Raw genomic sequence first — 20,131 nt, 5'->3', positions numbered from 1 at the left:
TCTAAAAGCTGTCTCTAATTCATCTTTATCTACTATCTCAAAAAAATCATATAATCTTGATCTCCCAGGTATTCGTATAAACTCTACTCCTAGTAATTTTTTTATCTCCTTCCTTTTAGCGTTTGCTTTCATCCATTTATATACCTCTATTGGATTCTTTGCTCCCATTAATATAGCTATTATCGATAAAAACATTATTACCGGCAAACTATACTGTCTCCCCTGTGGTCTTGCCTGTTCTGATATATGCTCTTTTAAAATTTTCAATAATTCTGGCTCCATTTTTTCTCCCGATATAAATATACTTTTTTGGCTTTATAGCAAAAAGTATTCCTTAGTATCGGAATGGGCTAGTCTAATTGGTGCAGTAAGACACTACACCATACTTACTTTGCTTTCAGTTTTGCCTGTTCAAGCTCCCAATACTCCATATCAAAACTATCTTTTAAGCTTATACTCTCATACCCTCCAAGCTTATCTGCTCTTAAAACAGCCATCATAGTATGTGAGACAATTTGACTAATTAGTTCAGCCTCTTTCTCATTTTTGCCTATTGAGATTACTCCAAAGCCTTTTGCTACTATGTAGTTTGGTGCTGGGTTTAGCATAACTTCATCTTTTGCAAATGTTTTAAAATATTTTTCATACTCTCGTTTATACTCTTGAAGCTTTTGCTCAAAATCATTGTCTTCTAACACTAAAGGAGTCCGTTTGGTTCTAATAATATGCTCAGGTGTTAAAACACCACGAGATACAAACTCTTTTAAATTCTCTTGATTTGAGTAAAAAATTGCTAAGTCTGAGTTATCTACCTTCAGAGTAACCTCATAGCCTTTCTCTTTTGACAAAACTCTTTTTAACTCTTCTAAATCATAATTTTTTATAATTTTCTGCTCTTTAATCTCAACATTTGCTTTCTCTTTAAGATACTCTTCAGCTCTATTTACAGCTTCGATCATCTTGCTATAAGATTTTTTTGCACAATCATCAAATGTAAAGATTCCATGATTATGTAAAATAATCCCATTTATCTTTTGCCAATCGATATTTTTACTTAATTCATAAACCTCTTTTGCAAGAATAAATCCAGGCATAACATAAGAGATTATCACAAAGTCACTGTAAAGCTCCTCTATGATCTCTTTGCCTCGTTTAGAGTTTGATATGGTTACAACTGCATCGGCATGCGTATGATCTACATATTGAAATGGAATAATGGCATGTAAAATTGCCTCTACCGATGGATTTGGAGCATCTCTATTTATCATAGCCTCTCTTTGAAGCCTTACCATCTCACTGTCGCTGAGAGTCTCTCTTTTAACCATATCAAGAAGAGCTTGCAGTTTTACAGGAGCAAACCCCTCCTCTTTAATCTCAGCCAAACTCCAACCACTTCCCTTTACATACAAAATATCTTCACACTTTACAGATGTATTGCCTCCACCGGCAAGAACAAGATTCTCATCGGCTCCTAAAAGATTAGAGCTATAGACTCTAATCTTTAAATCACTCCATCTATTTTCCATTATAGTGTTACCAAATAGTCAAGTTCATCAGTATATTTCTTCTCTGTATAAGGCTCATAACTCGATTTATAAACTTTATAATGCTCTGAATTTTTATGTCCATCAAGAGCCTCTTCATTCTCCCAAGTCTCAACTGCCATAAATTTTCTTGGATTATTTTTATATTGGTAAATATTGTAGTTAAGGCATCCTTTCTCTTTTTTTGAAGGAATAACCATAGCTTCAAGCAACTCTTTTAATTTATCTTCACACCCCTCTTTTGCAATGAATGTAACTCTTTTAGTAATCTCCATAATCTTCTCCTACTTAAAAATTTTTAAAAAGTCTATCTCAATTTCACATTCATCAAACTTAAAATTGAACTTCCTATCACCCTCGTAAACCTTTTTGTATATTTCATTCACAAGTTTGAAAACTCTTACCTTTTCAAAATCTGGATAGACTATTATGTAATATAAAATACCCTCTTTTTCATAGAGCTTAAACTTTATATCCTCATCTTTTTCAATACTGCTTTTAGAAAGTATCTCCACCGTTAACTTTGGCATAACTTTAGGGTACTCTTCAACCTCTTCACAATATAGAGCTAAATCTGGTCTAACAACATTTTTCTCATCTATTATTAAGTCAAGTTCAGGGTAGATATCGCAATCACAATCTTCTAACTCTTGACTAAAAATATGTATTAATCTTGACATTATCTTTTGATGTTTACCATATGGACTTGGAGCCATTGCAAAAGGGTACCCATCTATCAGTTCCCAATCCCCTTGCCAAAGCTTATAGTCATCATAAGTATATTTCGGTGGATTAATGCTCATATCAGCTCCTTGAAACTATAATTACTTAACTTTACACAACAGAGCATTAAATGACTCTTATACATACAGCCCTACTTTGCGAAGCACAAGCAGTTATAGAAAAGTATAAACTAAAACTGGTACAAAAAAATCCAAGAATTTACACAAATGAAAAAATAGTTCTTTTAGTTGGCGGTATAGGCAAAGAGAACAGTTTAAAAAACTTAGAAAAGGTCTTTGAAAAATACAAAATTTCTAAAGCTTTAAACATAGGAATTGCAGGATGCAACGATAAAAGATTTCCAATTGGCTCACTATTTTGCACTAACCATCACTTACCTGGCATTGATAATCTCCCTTTAAAAACAGTAGACACGCCTAAAGTCAATCAAAATGAATATCACCCTTCAACACTCTACGACATGGAAGGAATCTATTTTTTAGATGTAGCCAAAAGTTACCTAAATGAAAAAGATATATTTATCTTTAAAGTTGTTTCAGACTATCTTGATGATACAATACCCCCAAAAGATTTTGTAAAAAAACTTATACAAAATAGTATATCAAGTTGGGAAAAATGGATTTAGAAAAATATAGCTTTACCTTTTCACAAAAGAAAATTTTAAGTGACATAGAAAAAGATTTAAGGATGTGGAATGAACCAACATTAGATGCAGTATTTCCACACCACTTAGAAGAGAAGTTTGAGGGTAAACAGCTTGCAAAAAAACTTTTTGAATATTTTGTAAATTACCATAAAAGTATGCAGTCAAAAACAAAAAGCTATGAAAATTTCTTAAGCTCATACACCCCTCGAACATTTAAAATAGAGACCATACATAAAAAAGATTTGGGACTTGGAAGCTGTCCTGTAGCAAGCGAAGGTACAAGATGCTGTAATCTGCTTACATTAGATGCTGTTGAGAGTTGCGGATTTGATTGCAGTTACTGCTCCATACAAAGTTTTTACAATCAAGATAAAGTAGTATTTGATAAAAACTTCAAAAATAAACTCTTAAATCTAAATCTAGACAAAGATAAGATTTATCACATAGGTACAGGACAAAGCAGTGACTCTTTGATGTGGGGAAACCGTGAAGGAGTTTTAGATGCTCTCTTTGATTTTGCAAAAAAGAATCCAAATGTAATACTCGAATTTAAAACCAAATCAAACAACATAAAGTACCTGCTGGAAAATGATGTACCCAAAAATATAATAGTAACCTGGTCTTTAAATCCACAAACAGTTATAGATAATGAAGAGCATTTAACAGCAAGCTTGGATGAGAGAATAAAAAGTGCAAGAGCATTGGCTGACAAAGGTGTACTTGTAGGCTTTCACTTCCACCCAATAATTGTCTATAAAAACTACCTTGATGAGTACAAAGAGATTTATGACAGACTATTAAATGAGTTTAGTCCGGATGAAGTTGTACTAATCTCAATGGGAACTCTCACATTCATCAAACCTGTCATAAAAAAGCTTAGAGAAAGAGAGCTAAAAAGCAAAATTTTACAGATGCCTTTTTCAGAAATAAATGGTAAAAAATCGTATGATTTGAAAACAAAAGAGGAGATGTTTAAACACTGTTATGAAAGCTTTAAGCCGTGGCACGGAAAAGTATATTTCTATATGTGTATGGAAGACCACAGCTTATGGAAAAAGGTATTTGGGTACGAGTACACTTCAAACAATGAAATGGAAGATGATATGAAAAAGAGCTATATGGCAAAAATAGAGAGTAAAAAATGAATGCAATAGTTACAGGCTACAGAAGTGGCATAGGAAAAGCCATAAGCGAAAAATTGCAAGAAAACGGTTACAACGTTATAAAACTACAATCAAGACTTGAAAATGTAACCTCTCTTGAAAAAGAGATAAAAGATATTTTAAAAAGCAATGATATTCATATTCTTGTAAACTGTGCCGGAGTTGGCATCTTTGAGCCGCATGAGACTATAAGCATATCGACAATAAAAAAACTGATCGACATAAACCTGACTGCTCCAATCATCTTAACCAAACTGCTTTTAAGAAGTCTAAAAAAGTGTAAAGGTCACATCATAAACATATCATCCATAGAAGCTACTAAACACTCAAAATATTCAGCACTATACACTGCTACAAAGAGTGGCTTAAGAGACTTTTCTCTTTCACTATTTGAAGAGGTAAGAAAAGATGGAGTAAAGGTAACATCTATAAACCCTGACATTACAAAAACAGACTTTTTTGACCATTTAAAATTTAAACCTTCAGAAGATAAAGAGGCTTACCTTGAGCCTGAACTTATAGCCCAATTAGTCTTAGATATTTTAAAGATAGATGGAGTTGTTACAGACTTAACTGTTAGACCTCAAAAGTTTAAAATTGAAAAGAGTGTTCCAAAAAAATAGTGTTAATAATTTCTATCTGTACACCTTCCCTTCCAAGGTGGCAATAAATGATAAATCGCTACTGCCACTACTGCACCCAAGCCATCGCTTAGCATATCTTTCTGAGCATCCCAAATATCACCTTGAGAGCCTAAAAACGCCATACTATCCTCCTCTGAAAACATAATGGCAACAATCCATTCAATAATTTCATAGATACTTGCAACACTTAAAATGGCAAATATAGCAAAAAGGTAAGCAACCCAACGAACTACTATAAGCCTCTTTCGACACATAAATTCAACAATTGCAAAAGCATATAATCCAACACTAAAGTGTGCTACCCTATCAAAGTGATTTCTCTCAAACCCAAAAAGATCAGTCACCCACTCAAAAGGAACTTGTGCAAAAGTGTAGTGACCTCCAAGAGTGTGTAGAAAAATAAGTATGCTCATAAGGAAATATGATATGTTAGAAAAACGAAATTTTTTGAAAGTTGTAACTAAAATGATAACAATGATAACCATAGGCAGGTTTTCACTAAACCAAATCTCTCTGTTAGTAGGATAAAAAGATAATAGTATAAACCAAATTAAGTAGAGTATAAAAAGTATATGAGGAAAATGTAGAGTTTTAATGTTTGATTCTTAAAATGGTTCGACAAGAGTCGAACCAAAAGATATTAGTGACAGCCACAGCCACCGCCACTATGTCCACCACCAGCAGTTGAACAAGCAGAAACACCTGGAGGGGTTGTTGGCTGGATAGATTCGTTGCTAACACCACCCTCTTCATTAATCTTTTCAATGATTGCCCAAAGATCTTCAGCAGCTTTGATGTATCGTTTTGCTGTTTCACTTTCAGGGTAGTGGTAAGTAATAGGTTTTCCTTCATCACCACCTTCACGTACAGCAGGCTCGATAGGAATTTGAGCAAGAAGTGAACTGCCATACTCTTTTGCAACTGCTTCAGCAGTACCTTGTCCAAAGATATCACTCTCTGTATTACAGCTTGGGCAGATGAAACCGCTCATATTTTCTACAACACCGGCAATTGGAATATGAAGTTTTTGGAACATATCTAAACTTCTTCTAGAGTCATCCAAAGAGACTTTTTGAGGTGTTGTTACAGTAATTCCCGCAGTAACAGGAACACTTTGAGCTAAAGTCAACTGTGCATCACCAGTTCCCGGTGGCATATCGATAACAAGTACATCAAGATCACTCCAAAGAATGTCACGCAAGAACTGTTCAACAGCTTTCATAACCATTGCACCACGCCAAATGAGTGACTGCCCCTCTTCCATAAGAACACCCATACTCATTACTTCTACGCCATAAGCGCTGATAGGCTTAACTTTATTGCCTACAACATCTGGACGTTGATCTTCAATACCCATCATACGTGGTACGTTAGGACCATAAATGTCAGCATCTAAAAGTCCAACTTTTTTGCCCTGCATTGCCAATGCAATAGCAAGGTTAACAGAAGTTGTCGATTTACCAACTCCACCTTTACCAGAGCTAACCATAACAAAGTTTTTAACCTGTGGTGCAATATTTTTACCACGGCTTGATGTCTCTCTAGGCATTTTAGGCTGAATAATCATAGGAATAACTTCCGATGCTCCAGCCATCTCCAATCTGGTTTTTATCTCATCTTCAAGTGCCTTTTTAACTTCAGGAGCACTTGATGTAATCTCAACAGTAACTGCTACACGACCACCATCTATTTCGATTCCTTTTACGAAACCGAAAGTTACAATATCTTTTGTAAAACCAGGATAGGTTACATTCGATAAAACTTCTTTTACTTGACTTTCAGTCATACACATTCCTTTTATTTAAAGTTTTTTATTTTTACTAAAATTATACACTTTAGCTTGCAACATTGCTAAAATCAACATTGCCTTCCATAATATCTTGGCTAATTTTATAACTACAGAATTTTGGTCCACACATTGAGCAAAACTCTGCCTCTTTGAAAACATCTTGTGGCAATGTCTCATCATGATATTCACGTGCACGATCTGGATCGAGTGCAAGTTCAAACTGCTTGTTCCAGTCAAACTTATAACGAGCATCACTCATTGCATCATCAATATCACGTGCACCTTTACGACCACGAGCAATATCTGCTGCGTGTGCCGCTATCTTATAGGCAATAATTCCTTCACGAACATCAGCCGCATTAGGCAGACCCAAATGCTCTTTTGGTGTTACATAACATAGCATACTTGCACCATGCCATCCACCAACAGCCGCACCAATTGCACTTGAAATATGATCATATCCAGCTGCAATATCGGTAACAAGTGGTCCCAAAATATAGAATGGTGCTTCATGACAATACTCACGCTCAAGCTTCATGTTACGCTCAATCTGATTAAGAGGAACGTGACCAGGTCCTTCGATCATAACCTGAACATCTTTCTCCCACGCACGAAGTGTAAGCTCACCAAGAACTTTAAGCTCATTAAGCTGAGCATCGTCACTCGCATCATAAAGACATCCAGGACGCAAACTGTCACCTAAAGATAGTGATACATCATATTTACGGCAAATGTCAAGTATATCATCATATGCTGTATAGAATGGGTTCTCTTTATGGTAATGCATCATCCAAGCAGCCATTAAGCTACCGCCACGGCTAACAATACCCATTTTACGTTTTGCAACCATAGGCATAAAACGTAACAAAAATCCTGCATGAATTGTAAAATAGCTTACACCCTGTTTTGCTTGACGCTCAATAACTTCAAGCATTGCATCAATTGTCAAATCTTCAATCTTGTTGTTACAGTCATGAAGAATCTGATACATAGGAACTGTACCAATAGGAACCTCAGCATGTTTAATGACCTCTTCACGGATCATATCTAGATCACCACCAGTTGAAAGGTCCATAATAGTATCGGCACCATACTTTTGGCAAACTTTAACCTTCTCAACTTCACCAGCTGCATCACTTGCAACAGCTGATGAACCTATGTTTGCATTAATTTTACAAGTTGCACCCATACCTATTGCCATAGGCTTTTGATGAACGTGATTGATATTTGCAGGAATAATCATACGTCCACGAGCAACTTCACTTCTAACAAACTCTGAATCTAAATTCTCAACTTTGGCTACATAATCCATCTCTTCTGTAATAATGCCCTGCTTGGCATAATACATCTGTGTTCTTACTTTATCATCTTTTCGCTTCTCTACCCAAGCTTTTCTCATTGGTATTCCCTCCCACCAAATTATTCTATATCTATTTATATCATAAAATTCAGTCACTTACACTTCGCCTTTGGCGACAAGAGTTGCTTTGACTCCCACTTGACTAGCTAAAAATTATCACAAAAAAGATAAAACCAAGCTTTCTTAGTGTATAATTTCGTAACACATAGGGCTTTTTAGGAGTAAAATTGTCTGATTTAACTTTGGTGCTTCTCGCTGCAGGTGAAGCAACTCGTTTTAAGAAACCTGTTAAGAAACAGTGGTTACGGATTGGAAGTAAACCTTTATGGTTACATGTTGCACAAGAGTTTGAGAAGATGGATCTTTTTGATGAGATCATCATAACTTCTCATCCAGATGAACTTTTTTATATGCAACGATTCAAAGATTATACTTTTGTAGAAGGAGCTTCATCTCGCCAAGGCTCACTGCTTAATGCACTTAAATCTGTAAAGACAAAATTGGTACTTGTAAGTGATGTTGCAAGAGCCTGTGTAGATATTGCCATTTGCAAACGTCTTTTAGAAGAATTAAAAGATGCTGATTGTGCTGTTCCAGCCCTTCCAGTAAGCGATACAGTCTATTTTGATGGAAAACCAATAGATAGAGAAAAACTCTTTCGAATACAAACACCTCAATTAAGCAGAACTGAAGTGCTTAAAACAGCACTTAGCCAAGAGAAAATATTTACAGATGAGAGCAGTGCTATTTACAGCAATGGCGGTAAAGTAGTTTTTGTAGAAGGAAGCAACTCTTTACATAAACTTACATATGCTGAAGATTTAGTACATCTTCCTTGTCTGAAAAAACCGGATACCTCTCTTCATTTCACTGGTAATGGGTTTGATGTACATGGCTTTGAAGAGGGAAAACCTATGTATTTGGGAGGAGTTTTGATCGATTCTCCTTTTGGATTTAAAGCACATTCAGATGGTGATGTGTGCATTCACGCTCTAATAGATGCTCTGCTTGGTGCAGCAGGTATGGGAGATATAGGTCAACTTTTCCCAGACAGTGATGAAGCTTATGCAGGTGCAGACTCTAAAGAACTTTTAAAAAGTGTAATACAAAAGATTTACAATGTAGGGTTTGAAGTTGTCAATACAGACATAACCATAATGGCACAAACACCAAAACTATCACCATATAAAGAAAAAATGGCAAAAACGTTAGCAAATATACTTGACTTATCGCCTGATCGTGTTAATATAAAAGCGACAACAACAGAAAAACTGGGATTTGTAGGGCGTAAAGAGGGTATAGCCGTTTCAGCCACTGCAACATTAAAATATTTTGACTGGACACAATCATGAAAATTATCATCGTTGAAGATGAAATATATTTGGCACAAAGTATAGCCGGTAAACTCATAGACTTTGGTCACGAATGTGACATATTTGCTACTGTTAATGATGCGTTGAACCAGAATGAACATTATGATGTTGTTCTGCTATCTACCAATCTGTCGGGGCAAGATTTTTACCCAATTATAAAAAAGTTTAGTGACAACATCATCTTGTTAATGGTTTCTTATATCAGTAATGATACTGTAACTGATCCACTTAAAGCTGGGGCTCATGACTATATTCAAAAACCATTTATGATTGAAGAGCTCATTAGAAAAATAAAGCATTATCACAGCTTTAAACAGCTTCAAAAACAGTGTGAACTTTATGAAACATATTTGAAACATCAGCTTGGAAATATTCAACTACCAGAAACCATGAATTATCCGCTACCTTTGATGGTTCAGACAAACTACCAAAAACAGGCAGATGCTTTTGCATTTGCACTAGCGAAAGAGATGAAAAGACCACTGCAATATTTGCCACTAAGCCAAGCTGGTTCAATTCAGGCAATTGAGTCTTTGCCAATTGATGCAATTGCATATATGCCAGAGTTTCAAACACTTAAAAAGAGTGAAAAAGAGGCATTTTTAAATGCTGTAAAAGGCAAAAATATTATAACCTCAACAACTGAAAATTTTGAAAATGATGAACTGCATACTATAGAACTTGTCAGTGAGCATAAAATTTTTGATAGAACAGAGATTCTTACAATAGATGATTATGTTAAATTTATCATTCATAATTATCAAAGTAAATTTCCTGATACTGAATTAAGTAAAAAGCTTGGGATCTCTAGAAAATCGCTTTGGGAAAAGAGGAAAAAGTATGGAATATTCAAGAAAAAGTGACAAAGCGATTTTTATTGACCAGGAAGCACTGTCAACACTTGCACTGGTGCAAGAGGGTCTTTTATATCCAGTAGATGGATTGATGGACAAAAAGACTGCTGAAGAGGTAAAACGGACCAAACTGTATAAAAACCACAGTTTCCCTTTCTCATTTATCTTAGCTCCAAAAGGAAAACGAAATGAAGAGGTGCTTAAGTCTCTTCAAAAAGGTGAAATAGTTACACTAAAGGTAAATCATAAAACAGTTGGATGGATTGAAGTTAATGAAGTATTTGAAATAGATCCAAATGAACGTGTTCAAGAGATTTACGGTACACAAAATCCATCACACCCAGGTGTTCAAGCAACTATGAAACGTTTGGGACGGTTTGCTGTTAGTGGAAAGTTTGAGGTAGATTATCCAAAACTACGTATTATTAAAGATCAAATTACTACAGCTAAAAATCGTATTGGAGCTAAACAGACAAGTGCAATGATGATGGCAGCCCGTCCTCTTCACAGAGCACATGAACGTCTAATTCGTACAACACTTGACCGCTCTGATTTGGTTGTTATCTTTCTTTTTAAACCTTATCATGAAGACTCTACTCTACCTTACGAATTACGATACCGATCAATGGATTACTTCATTAAAACCTACCTTCCTGCAAACCGTGTAATTATAGTTCCATTAGAATATACATACATATTTGCCGGATATAATGAAGTAATTCTAAATGCTTTGGTGGCTCAAAACTATGGGTGTGATGAGTTGGTAATTGGTCAAAACCATGCTGGATTAGGATCTTTTTACGATAAAAACAGAATTCAGTCAGTATTTGATCACCTTAAAGGGTTTAAAATTGAAATCCACACTGCACCTGAGTATGCATACTGCGATATATGTAGAACCCTTGTAAGCAATAAAACCTGTCCTCATGGTGAGCATCACCACATTTCATACCACGCAGACTCAATTTTAGAACTTCTTAAAAAAGGTTTATTGCCACCTGCCGTGCTGGTAAGAAAAGAGATATCGGCAATGATTTTGGCTTATATGTTCCCTAACAGATTTGATAATCTTGAGAAAATTTACTACGATCTTATGCCAGGATCCGGTCTGCTTGAGACACAAAGTGAAGAAGACTTCTATATTAAATTAATGAAACTTTACCATACAACATCATTGAAATAATTGAGTTAGCTAACAATGGAGAGTAAAAATGAATCTTAAAGAGAAACTGTTTTTAGCTGGACTTGGCAGTGGGCTTTTACCTTATGCTCCAGGAACGTGGGGAACCATTGTCGGGTTGCTTTTGGGAGTAGCAATTCTTTCTTATTTTCCAATTGAAACTCTTTTTCTTTTAACTATTCTAATAACTCTTTTTGGAATACGTGAAATTAATAACTATGAAAAAAAAAGCGGTATTCATGATGATAAACGGATTGTTATAGATGAAATTGCCGGCATTTGGCTAGCTCTATGTTTTAGCGGTATTTCACCAATAGCCGCTGGATTAAGCTTTCTATTTTTCAGGATTTACGATATAAAAAAACCATCAATCATAGGTCGCATAGACAGAGATGCTCCTGGAGGAGTAGGAGTTATGGGAGATGACCTAGTTGCTGGTGCAGCAGCAGGTCTCTCAAGCGCAGTAGTACTTCAAACAATTAAACACTTTAATCTTTTGGGATAAAATGTTGCTTCCTGAAATTTTTATTGAGCGGTTTTGTGAAATTTATCCTGAAAACAGTGATAACCTTTTAAAAACATTTGAAATACACAAACAAGTATCATTTAGAGTAAATACTCTAAAAACAGATATAGAATCTGCTTTAAAAGAGCTAGAAACAGAAGGTTTACATCCTGAACCTGTCAAATGGTATAGTGAAGCTTTTACTGTACCGGCTCAATTGAAAGATAGACTTACCCACTCTAAACTTTTTGAAAATGGACAAATCTATATCCAAAGTCTATCATCTATGCTTGCACCTATTGTTTTAGGTCCAAAACCTGGTGAAACAGTGCTTGATTTAGCTGCAGCCCCTGGCGGCAAATCTCTTATGATGGCTGTACAGATGAAAAATGATGGTTGGCTCTCTGTTGTAGAGCCTAAAAAAGATCGTTTCTTTAGACTTAAAGCAAATTTAGAACGAGGCGGTGTTACAATAGCACACACTTATATGACTGATGGACGCAGTGTAGGAGCTAAATGTCCTGCTATGTTTGATAGAGTAATGCTTGATGCACCCTGCTCTACAGAAGCAAAATTCAGATCTTTTGATCCTAAAACTTTCTCTTACTGGAGTGAACGCAAAATAAAAGAGATGTCAAAACTTCAACAACGCCTAATGGAGTCAGCAATCAAAAGCTTAAAACCTAAAGGAAAGCTTCTTTATGCAACCTGCTCTTTTGCTCCTGAAGAGAATGAAATGGTTATAGATAAAGCATTAAAAAAGCATCCAGAATTAGAAGTTTTGAATATTCAGTTACCTATTGAAAACTCTGTTTCTGGCTTAACTAAATGGGGAAAAAAGAGTTTCTGCGAAGATGTAAGCAAATCTGTTCGCATTCTCCCAACTGAAACAATGGATGGTTTTTTTCTCTGTCTACTACAAAAAGATTAAGCAGGGCTCTTTAAAATCTCCCTCTTGATCTCTTTCAAGTTTGACCTTCCTCCTTGGTAAACTTCAACCTCAAGTTTCTCGATCCAAACTCTATAGCGCAAACTATCTTCTCTAAGTAGCAGTTTTAAAAGTGTTTTAGCATCTTTTGCAGACTTAACCTCCTTTTTAAAACTATTACCCTCTTTTCTTTTATACCCAAATTTTTGTATTGAGCTAACTAGTATGGCACTTATGTACCCACTTACAAATATTAGTAAATAAACAAACAACTCTCTAAATTTTAAGAAACTTTCATATATTGATTGTGGATTATCTTTTTCATCTACAAGTGACTTCAGATTTACTGGCTTGACTGAAATTACCAAGGGAGAGCTTTTTAGCTTATAAACTCGGTTTTTTGTATAAGAAAATCCATCTATTTCAATTGCTGGAATTTTAAAATCTTTTTCACTAAGCAACGCATAGGAAAATTTTCCTTCATAATGAACTCCATCTTTATCATAATTAATAGATACTTTTGGCTCATCATCAAACACTCTTACATCTTCTATAACTGGCTTTAGGTTTATGTTTTTTGGAATTGCACCAACTCCTTTTAAAATAAGCGTAAGATAGACAGGTGACTGCACTTCTGTTTGATTCTTGTCAATAGAAACTTTTAGTTCATAATCACCTACAAGCGAAACTTTTTTAGGCAAAGGTTTAATATTTAGTTTTAATGGTTTAATCACTTCACGTGTATCTGTTGTATCGATTGCTTTTGCTTTAACAGGCTCACCTGTATTGTTGGTAGCAAGCCTCTCTTCACTTGTACGTTTAACTAAAAAGAAGAGATTTAAAAGAGTTTTACCAGGCTTTTTAGGGAAAATAAGGTACTCAAATGTAACAGAGGTTCCATTAAGAGATTTGTTACTTTTTTGCCTAAGAAGTTTCAATTCAAAAGTTGATTTATCTTCAACAGGTGCAAACTCAAAAAACATAATCTTTTTAGGATCAGTCTGCCAAACTTTAAATGTAAGAAAAATAGGCTCATTAACAAAAGCTGTATGCTTGTTTAAATGAAGCTCATACTTAAAATCTGCCTTTGCAAAGAGTAATAGCGGCAAGACCAAAAAGAGTATCTGAAAAAATGCAAAATTACCAGGGTTTTTCTTCATTTATGTAACCTTTATTTATCATCTCATATACTTTTGAACTTAACGGATGTCGTTTAACACTCTCGTGAGTGCTTCTATTTTTATTGATTTGGGTTAACTTGGTTGCTTTTGAAGTACCACTGCCTTCACCCATTTTACTTTGATTTTTAGAGAGTGCCTTTTTACTTTTACTTTCAAGCTTTTGATCAGAACTTCCACTTTGCGACTGCGCTTTAACTTTTTTGTTTGCTTTAGCCTCAATACGCTTTTTCTTTTGCTCTTCAAGAAAAAGAACTTTTTGTAAATTTGTTATGGCATCTTCATCAAAACCTATCTGAAGTGCTTTAATGTAGTATGCTTTAGCACTTTTATAACGACCTAGTTTAAAAGCACAGTTTCCAAGATTGTAAAAGATTCTCTGTTTAATAACAGGGTTTTTAGATTTGCATTTTAAGTAGAGTCGCCCAGCTAATTTATATGCTCCAAGACGATAGTAACTGTTTGCCAATGCATACCTACTCTCTAAAAGAGGCGGATTTATAGCTAAAAATTTCTCTTTAGCCTCTTTATAATCTCTGTTTTGGTAAGCAATGTAACCTTGCTGAAGCTTGTAAAGTTCTAATAGACCTGCTTCAAGATTGATGCCTATTAAGAGAAGTAAAGGCATTAAAATCTTTTGATTGAAAGTTTTCACAATGTTAATATTAAATTAAACCTAATTCTTTTGCTAGAAGTACTTTTGCTACATCTTGTATTTTTAATCCAAGTTTCTTTGCTTTCTCTTCAAGTTTATCTTTTAACTCTTTTGTTATCTCTATAGTTAGCTGTTCATTTTTTCTTTTTTCAAGCATTTTTATAAGATCTTCTTTTGTAAGTGGAGAGTTATAGTCTATATACTTACTAATATCTTCTTTATTATCAAACATTTGATCAAACTCTTTGGTTGTTATCATAGTTTTATTCTCTCCTTTTCGTTTTTTCTACATCTTCTAACACTGATAATTCTTATTTTACCATCTCTAATAGTAAATATTGCGCTCCAGCATTTATCTTGTAAAAATGCTGACAATAGATATCTTTCTTCTCCATTTACCTCTTTTGCAGGGAAAAATATAAAATCACTCTGTTCCCATAATTTTTGAGCTTCTATAAAATCTATACCGTGTTTTATTTTATTGATTTTACTTTTATTCTCATCAAATTCAAATTCCATTTAATATTTCTTTTTCTTCTCATTTTTTTATATTATAACCTACTTTTTCAACTATAAAAGTTTTTATAGAAATAGTTCCTAATAAAAAGAAAAATATTCCAAATAGTAGTGGTATCCAAAAAAGCTCTCTATACCTTACTTCTTCATTATCTTTTTTTAACCTTACAGCTTCTACATTTTCAATAATTGCCTGAGCTATTTTGTCAGGAGTATTTTCATCGATCAATGCTCCCCCGGTTTTAAGACTTAATATTTCAAGCTGCGGGTTAAGAACTGAAACAACCAATCTTCCTGACTCATCTTTTAACCAGCCATTACAACCGCGAATTTTACTTCCATCTTTTGTTGCACAAGCAACTCCATATATGCGGATATTGTTATTTTGAGCAATCTTGATCAACTCTCCAACATCCTCACTGTCACCCCCATCGCTAAAAACCACCAACTCTTTATTTTCACCACTCATTTTTGCCACCATTTCAAGCAGTGATTTTAAAGATGTACCGTGAGTCAAAATAAATTCACGATTAAATGACTCTAACGCTGCACGAATCAATTCGCTATCTTGGGTAGGTGGTGAAATAATTAGAGCATTTGTTGTAAATGCCAGTAGTGCAAATTTATGACTTTTATCACTTTCAACTAATTTTTTTATTGCCTCTTTTGCAAAAATATAACGGTTTGGCTTACGATCAACTCCTTGCATAGAAGCAGATGCATCAATAGCCAAATATAGTGTCTTAAGTGATGGAGCAACCTGTGTTGATTTCTCTTGAATAACCGGACGACTTAATGCTGCTAACATCCAAGCAAGTGCAATAAATGGTGCCAAACGTACAATTGGTTTTATCTTACTGTCAATCACAATTTTTGGATGAAGTGGCAATATAGATTTTTTCTCTTCATTAAACCTTAGCCAGGCAAAAAGTGCAAAAGGAATCAATAACCAAAGAAATTCAGGATAGAGCAGTCTCATTTGACTTCCTGTTTAGCTTCAAGCCAATTAACAAAATCATACCCAGAATCAGTGGATATATATAAAGCATCTTCTTATTAACTAACATATGTGAGCGAATTGGGCTTGGTTCTAGTGAATCTATCTTGCTAAAAACAGATTTTAAATCATCACTATTGACTGCTAAAAATGTTTGACCACCAGTTTCAACAGAGATTTTTTTTAAAAGCTTTTCATCAAACATTCCCTTTTTGCCAATGCCTATAGTGTATATCTTAACACCATCTCTTTTTACCATCTCTACAGCATCTTTTATAGAAACCGATCCGGCATTTTGGTAGCCATCTGTAATAAGTATGATCGCTTTTTTCTTAGCATTGCCAAATTTAAGGGTTCTTAGTGACTGGTAAATTCCTTCACCAATAGCTGTACTCTCCCCTGCAATACCAACATCACTTAAATGCAAAATCTCTTTTAAAGCCACAAGGTCATACGTTACAGGAGCTGCAGTAAAGCCAAAAGATCCAAATATGACTAAACCAATATTATCATCAAAACGTTTATCAATAAAAGCTTCAACAATATTTAAAAGAACATCATATTTTCTTAAGTTCTTTCTTTCAGTATCAAACCCTGACTCAGCCATTGAACCGCTACTGTCAAGAGCAAGTACAAGGTCTCTACCATTGCGTTCACTTGCAGAAATTCGATCATAAAATATAGGAGATGCAAGTGAAACAGTAAACAGAGTATAAATAAAAGCAAAAATAAAAGGCTCTTTTTGCAAAATCGAAGCAGTTGTACCTACTCTTTCTGTTTTTGGAAAATAAAAACTTATAATCCCTGCCCGACACTTCCAAAAGCAGGGAAGTAAAATGAGTAGTATAAAAGCATATGGATATTCAAAAGTGAAGTAAATCGCTACTCCTCCGGAAAATAGGTATTTAAAACTTCATCAAAATAGGCTTTGACACGTTCAGCCTTTTGAATTTTATCTTCAAAAATTGGAGCTGATGATGGGTAGTTTTCCATCATTTCACGGTAAGCTTCTGTTTTTGCATCAATCAAAGATGAGAATGCACCAAGAAGCTGTCCCATTGTCTCTTTATTGTGAACTGAACGCATTAACATCTTATACATTCTAGCTCTGGAATCCATTGCAATTGATGCATCTATAGCATCACCAACCATCTTTAGATCCCAACGGCTAATATAAACACCGCTTTTAACAGGTGGCATAAGCTCTGCATTTATAGCTTCTACATAATCAGGATACTCATAAGTATCCTCTTCTGTTTCACAGCTACTTACGCAGCGATCTTGCATATAGTTTTCAAACTCTTTTCTTAAATCATTCATCTCTTTTATCTCCCAAAACTTTTAATTATAGTCTCATAATCTTCACAAGAGACTTTGGCATCAAGCCACTCTTTTGCAACACATAGTGCAGATGCTGTCATCCATTGAAAGTCTCCCACTTTTCTACAATACAACTCTTTTGACAATGTATCAAAACTGCTCTTACCTCTAACAAAGTCAATTAAAACTAAATCTTTGTTTTCACCTTTTGACTTGATCAACTTTTTATCACTATGAGCATATAAATCTATAGCATTAATAATTATGTCATACTTTTCAACATCAACTTCCATACCATTTTGAAACCAAGAGATATCTGTTTTTACACCTGATAGTGACGGTTTTGCTATTTCAAGTGCTGAAGCTGCATTCTCAACGCTTCCATCAGCTACGTCAATAAATGATACACCCGAACTTCCCAACAGAGGAAGAATTGCTCGACCTACTCCACTTGCACCAAGAAGGAGTACCCGACATCCAGCTAAATATATGCCTTCACAAGCTACTAAATACTCAAAACTCTCTCTGTAAAAACATTTACCAAACAGTTTTCCTTCTTTCGCATAAGCACCGTCACATAACCCACTCTGACTGACACAACTGTCAGGCACATCCAGTAACGGCACTATATCACTCTGAAATTCAGGTTCATAAAGAGCCATTGTAACTTTTGAGCTTGGCATACCTTTTGCCATATATGCAAAATCTTCAGGTTTAATATTTAAACCTATTGCAAAATCGATTAAACCAAGAGTTTTAAAAGTTGTATTAAGTACTTTTAAAAATGGAGATGTTTGAGAGTTTACGCCATAAAGTGCAATCAATCTACTCTCTTTACTTAAAATCTCTTCATCAATCATATCATTCCTCTTTACTTTTAAAAACAACTGTACCGTCAGGTTTCTCTTCTAATCCCCAAAGATCCAGTGCCTCTTCCTCTTCCAATGCACAGCGTGGACAAACTGTTTCACCCTTTAATGAAGTAAAACCAACACCACATTCACTGCAACGTACCAATTTAAATGATGCAAGAAGCCTTTGAGTTGGTTCAAAAAACTCTTTAATCTCAAACGTTGGCTGAAGTTTTAGACTATCAGGTTCACAGGTATCGTGACAAGCACGACACTTAATGCAAAGCATTGCATCAAAATAGATTTTACTGTTTTTAGAGTTTGAACTTAAAGCACCTGTAGGACATATGCGATAGCACATTTGACAGTTTGTGCAACTATCCATATCTATGAATTTTTGAGAAGCAAACGAGATATCAGCTTCTGCTATTGTATGATAAACAGATGGCTTCTGTGCTCTTTTTAGTGCAGTAAATAGTATTTTACGCTTATTTGGCAACTCTTTTTGGCGAATCTTAGCTACATCGGCAATGTCAATAGTATGAAGTTTAGTCTCATCGTCTATTGAAGCGACTGCTTCTTCAAACTCTTTTTTAGCTCTTATAGCACCTTTTAAAGAGAGACGCTCCAAAAAGGCTCGGCGATCATTTGCATCAACACTCTTTGCAACTCCCTCTTCTTCAGCCCCAACATCCTCCAGCCGAATAACTTTTCCACTCTCACAGGCTCTTAAAATATAGTTTGCCTCATCCACACTTTTAACTATACTCTCATATAGCGGCTCTTTATAAGGGCAATTCTGACAATGACCTATATCTAAAATAATAGGATCAGGTTTAATTAGAGCTAGTGAAATAAGATGCTCACTGCTTAATGCCATAATGCAAGGTACATTAATACGACATGAGATAAGGTCTTCATTAGAAGCAGCAAATTCAAAGAAAAACTCTGTAGCATCAAAATTTTTAAGAGTTAAACTCTCAGTTGGACAGACACCTAAACATCCACCACAATCAACACATTGTGAAGGAGTAAATGCCGGAAGGTTATTATCTGCAATATGCATCGTTTCAACCGGACAAATCTCTACGCACTTTGTACACTCAGAATTTTTTGTTACACTGCGTACACATTTAGCTACATCAAACTGTAAAGTGCTCATAGCGTATAGTTACATCCCTCATTCACGATTAATTCATTTAGATACTCATAATCATTTAACATAAACTCAAGAGTAAGTGATGCTGCATCGTAGTAAAAAGGTGTTGCTGCTTCAGCTTTAATGTTTTGTAAAAACATTGGAGCCCACTGCAAAAGGTGATCTCTTAAAAAGTCTCGCTCTATTTTTGCTATCTCACAGGCAGCCTTCTCATCACTATTTTTCAGTGCTTTATACTCAGATTCTGCAAGCATATACATAAATTCCAGTTCAATTCCTATATGATCAGGACTAACTGCACGAGCCTTGTCAAGCTGAACTCTAAAATCATATTGATTGTAAATCTGAATAACAGGGTTTGCACCACCTGTTTCAAGCATCTGATCTTCTCTCAAATAGAATGATTCATATGGAATTAGATGAAGAACAAAAAGATTGGTAAAATCAACATTTAAAAAATATTCTAGTAACTTCTTTTTTGAAAGCTCCTTTGGCTTTTCCCACTCTTGGTAGTTAGGAAAGAATGAGAGTATCATCTCATCACTCTCAAATTTTTCCATAAAATCTTCATCTACCTCTTTCATCATAATACGTGAAATAAGAGCATAAAGATTTATACGGGCAAGCTGTTTAGTTAAAACATCGTTCATTAAATACCTTTTATCTGTTAATAAGAAGTGGGAAGTAAGAAGTTAATATAAAATATTCTCACTTCCCACCTCTTT

General features: G+C 34.9%; 25 protein-coding genes. 8 read left to right on the top strand and 17 right to left on the bottom strand.

Annotation, left to right across the window (positions count from 1 at the left end; genetic code table 11):
- From BM227_RS00665 to BM227_RS00650, 4 genes are all read right to left on the bottom strand, one after another.
- On the bottom strand, positions 1–282 hold a 282-nt coding region (locus tag BM227_RS00665), incomplete at its 3' end, for a transposase family protein (RefSeq protein WP_143089669.1).
- Positions 283–386: 104 nt separating this feature from the next.
- The gene (locus BM227_RS00660; RefSeq protein WP_092909955.1) at positions 387–1,526 is read right to left on the bottom strand and encodes a class II aldolase/adducin family protein; all 1,140 of its coding nucleotides are present in this window, start codon (positions 1,524–1,526) and stop codon (positions 387–389) included.
- Positions 1,526–1,819 carry a putative quinol monooxygenase gene (locus tag BM227_RS00655; protein WP_092909951.1) on the bottom strand — a complete coding sequence of 98 codons (294 nt, stop codon included), beginning with the start codon at positions 1,817–1,819 and terminating at the stop codon, positions 1,526–1,528. The genes BM227_RS00660 and BM227_RS00655 overlap by 1 nt, the downstream gene beginning before the upstream one ends.
- Positions 1,820–1,828: 9 nt before the next feature.
- Positions 1,829–2,347, bottom strand: a complete 519-nt coding sequence (locus BM227_RS00650; RefSeq protein ID WP_092909949.1) for a Uma2 family endonuclease — start codon at positions 2,345–2,347, stop codon at positions 1,829–1,831.
- Positions 2,348–2,397: 50 nt separating this feature from the next.
- Here BM227_RS00650 and BM227_RS00645 point away from each other — a divergent pair, with 50 nt between their 5' ends.
- Genes BM227_RS00645 through BM227_RS00635 form a run of 3 tightly spaced genes read left to right on the top strand, consistent with a single transcriptional unit; the run spans position 2,398 to position 4,720 of the window.
- Positions 2,398–2,913, top strand: coding sequence for a nucleoside phosphorylase-I family protein (locus tag BM227_RS00645; RefSeq protein ID WP_092909947.1), 516 nt, complete (start codon positions 2,398–2,400; stop codon positions 2,911–2,913).
- Positions 2,904–4,079 carry an SPL family radical SAM protein gene (locus BM227_RS00640; protein ID WP_092909943.1) on the top strand — a complete coding sequence of 392 codons (1,176 nt, stop codon included), beginning with the start codon at positions 2,904–2,906 and terminating at the stop codon, positions 4,077–4,079. Before BM227_RS00645 ends, BM227_RS00640 begins: the two co-directional genes overlap by 10 nt.
- The gene (locus tag BM227_RS00635) at positions 4,076–4,720 is read left to right on the top strand and encodes an SDR family oxidoreductase (protein ID WP_092909940.1); all 645 of its coding nucleotides are present in this window, start codon (positions 4,076–4,078) and stop codon (positions 4,718–4,720) included. Before BM227_RS00640 ends, BM227_RS00635 begins: the two co-directional genes overlap by 4 nt.
- 2 nt (positions 4,721–4,722) lie before the next feature.
- Here BM227_RS00635 and BM227_RS00630 read toward each other — a convergent pair whose 3' ends face one another.
- The 3 genes from BM227_RS00630 to thiC all read right to left on the bottom strand — a co-directional run bounded on the left by BM227_RS00630 (position 4,723) and on the right by thiC (position 7,929).
- A complete protein-coding gene (locus BM227_RS00630; RefSeq protein WP_483867457.1) occupies positions 4,723–5,313 on the bottom strand; it encodes a DUF2238 domain-containing protein in 591 nt (196 codons plus the stop codon).
- A gap of 68 nt (positions 5,314–5,381) precedes the next feature.
- Positions 5,382–6,527, bottom strand: a complete 1,146-nt coding sequence (locus BM227_RS00625; protein WP_092909935.1) for an Mrp/NBP35 family ATP-binding protein — start codon at positions 6,525–6,527, stop codon at positions 5,382–5,384.
- 49 nt (positions 6,528–6,576) lie between these two features.
- The gene (gene thiC, locus BM227_RS00620; protein WP_092909962.1) at positions 6,577–7,929 is read right to left on the bottom strand and encodes a phosphomethylpyrimidine synthase ThiC; all 1,353 of its coding nucleotides are present in this window, start codon (positions 7,927–7,929) and stop codon (positions 6,577–6,579) included.
- A 188-nt stretch (positions 7,930–8,117) separates the two neighbouring features.
- On the opposite strand from thiC, the gene BM227_RS00615 reads away from it, so the two are divergent.
- The 5 genes from BM227_RS00615 to BM227_RS00595 are packed head-to-tail and all read left to right on the top strand — an operon-like array spanning position 8,118 to position 12,733.
- On the top strand, positions 8,118–9,242 hold the full coding sequence (locus BM227_RS00615; protein WP_092909933.1) for a bifunctional 2-C-methyl-D-erythritol 4-phosphate cytidylyltransferase/2-C-methyl-D-erythritol 2,4-cyclodiphosphate synthase: 1,125 nt from the start codon (positions 8,118–8,120) through the stop codon (positions 9,240–9,242).
- A complete protein-coding gene (locus tag BM227_RS00610) occupies positions 9,239–10,126 on the top strand; it encodes a response regulator (protein WP_092909930.1) in 888 nt (295 codons plus the stop codon). The genes BM227_RS00615 and BM227_RS00610 overlap by 4 nt, the downstream gene beginning before the upstream one ends.
- Positions 10,104–11,300 carry a sulfate adenylyltransferase gene (locus BM227_RS00605; protein WP_092909927.1) on the top strand — a complete coding sequence of 399 codons (1,197 nt, stop codon included), beginning with the start codon at positions 10,104–10,106 and terminating at the stop codon, positions 11,298–11,300. The genes BM227_RS00610 and BM227_RS00605 overlap by 23 nt, the downstream gene beginning before the upstream one ends.
- A 28-nt stretch (positions 11,301–11,328) precedes the next feature.
- Complete coding sequence (locus BM227_RS00600; RefSeq protein WP_092909924.1) at positions 11,329–11,802, top strand: phosphatidylglycerophosphatase A family protein; 474 nt, start codon at positions 11,329–11,331, stop codon at positions 11,800–11,802.
- 1 nt (position 11,803) lies between these two features.
- Positions 11,804–12,733, top strand: coding sequence for an RsmB/NOP family class I SAM-dependent RNA methyltransferase (locus BM227_RS00595; RefSeq protein WP_092909922.1), 930 nt, complete (start codon positions 11,804–11,806; stop codon positions 12,731–12,733).
- Here the strand turns inward: BM227_RS00595 and BM227_RS00590 are convergent.
- The 10 genes from BM227_RS00590 to BM227_RS00545 form a co-directional block, all read right to left on the bottom strand.
- Positions 12,730–13,890, bottom strand: a complete 1,161-nt coding sequence (locus tag BM227_RS00590; protein WP_092909919.1) for a BatD family protein — start codon at positions 13,888–13,890, stop codon at positions 12,730–12,732. The two genes, BM227_RS00595 and BM227_RS00590, sit on opposite strands and share 4 nt — an antisense overlap.
- On the bottom strand, positions 13,871–14,536 hold the full coding sequence (locus BM227_RS00585; protein ID WP_092909917.1) for a tetratricopeptide repeat protein: 666 nt from the start codon (positions 14,534–14,536) through the stop codon (positions 13,871–13,873). The genes BM227_RS00590 and BM227_RS00585 overlap by 20 nt, the downstream gene beginning before the upstream one ends.
- 37 nt (positions 14,537–14,573) lie before the next feature.
- Positions 14,574–14,822, bottom strand: coding sequence for a hypothetical protein (locus tag BM227_RS00580; protein ID WP_092909914.1), 249 nt, complete (start codon positions 14,820–14,822; stop codon positions 14,574–14,576).
- Positions 14,819–15,082, bottom strand: coding sequence for a BrnT family toxin (locus BM227_RS00575; RefSeq protein ID WP_092909911.1), 264 nt, complete (start codon positions 15,080–15,082; stop codon positions 14,819–14,821). The genes BM227_RS00580 and BM227_RS00575 overlap by 4 nt, the downstream gene beginning before the upstream one ends.
- A gap of 19 nt (positions 15,083–15,101) precedes the next feature.
- A complete protein-coding gene (locus tag BM227_RS00570; RefSeq protein ID WP_092909908.1) occupies positions 15,102–16,058 on the bottom strand; it encodes a vWA domain-containing protein in 957 nt (318 codons plus the stop codon).
- Positions 16,039–16,824, bottom strand: coding sequence for a vWA domain-containing protein (locus BM227_RS00565; protein ID WP_092909906.1), 786 nt, complete (start codon positions 16,822–16,824; stop codon positions 16,039–16,041). Before BM227_RS00565 ends, BM227_RS00570 begins: the two co-directional genes overlap by 20 nt.
- A 134-nt stretch (positions 16,825–16,958) precedes the next feature.
- Positions 16,959–17,396: a hypothetical protein gene (locus BM227_RS00560; RefSeq protein WP_092909903.1), complete on the bottom strand. Its 438-nt coding sequence runs from the start codon at positions 17,394–17,396 to the stop codon at positions 16,959–16,961.
- 5 nt (positions 17,397–17,401) lie between these two features.
- Positions 17,402–18,256: a hypothetical protein gene (locus BM227_RS00555; RefSeq protein WP_092909901.1), complete on the bottom strand. Its 855-nt coding sequence runs from the start codon at positions 18,254–18,256 to the stop codon at positions 17,402–17,404.
- 1 nt (position 18,257) lies between these two features.
- Positions 18,258–19,409: a 4Fe-4S dicluster domain-containing protein gene (locus BM227_RS00550; protein WP_092909898.1), complete on the bottom strand. Its 1,152-nt coding sequence runs from the start codon at positions 19,407–19,409 to the stop codon at positions 18,258–18,260.
- Complete coding sequence (locus tag BM227_RS00545; RefSeq protein WP_092909895.1) at positions 19,406–20,056, bottom strand: TorD/DmsD family molecular chaperone; 651 nt, start codon at positions 20,054–20,056, stop codon at positions 19,406–19,408. The genes BM227_RS00550 and BM227_RS00545 overlap by 4 nt, the downstream gene beginning before the upstream one ends.
- Positions 20,057–20,131 lie beyond the last annotated feature (75 nt).

Origin of the sequence: Hydrogenimonas thermophila (genome assembly GCF_900115615.1) — a bacterium.
Taxonomy (GTDB): Bacteria; Campylobacterota; Campylobacteria; order Campylobacterales; family Hydrogenimonadaceae; genus Hydrogenimonas; species Hydrogenimonas thermophila.
The sequence above is the reverse complement of the archived record's forward strand: the minus strand, read 5'-3'. Positions and strand labels throughout refer to the sequence as shown.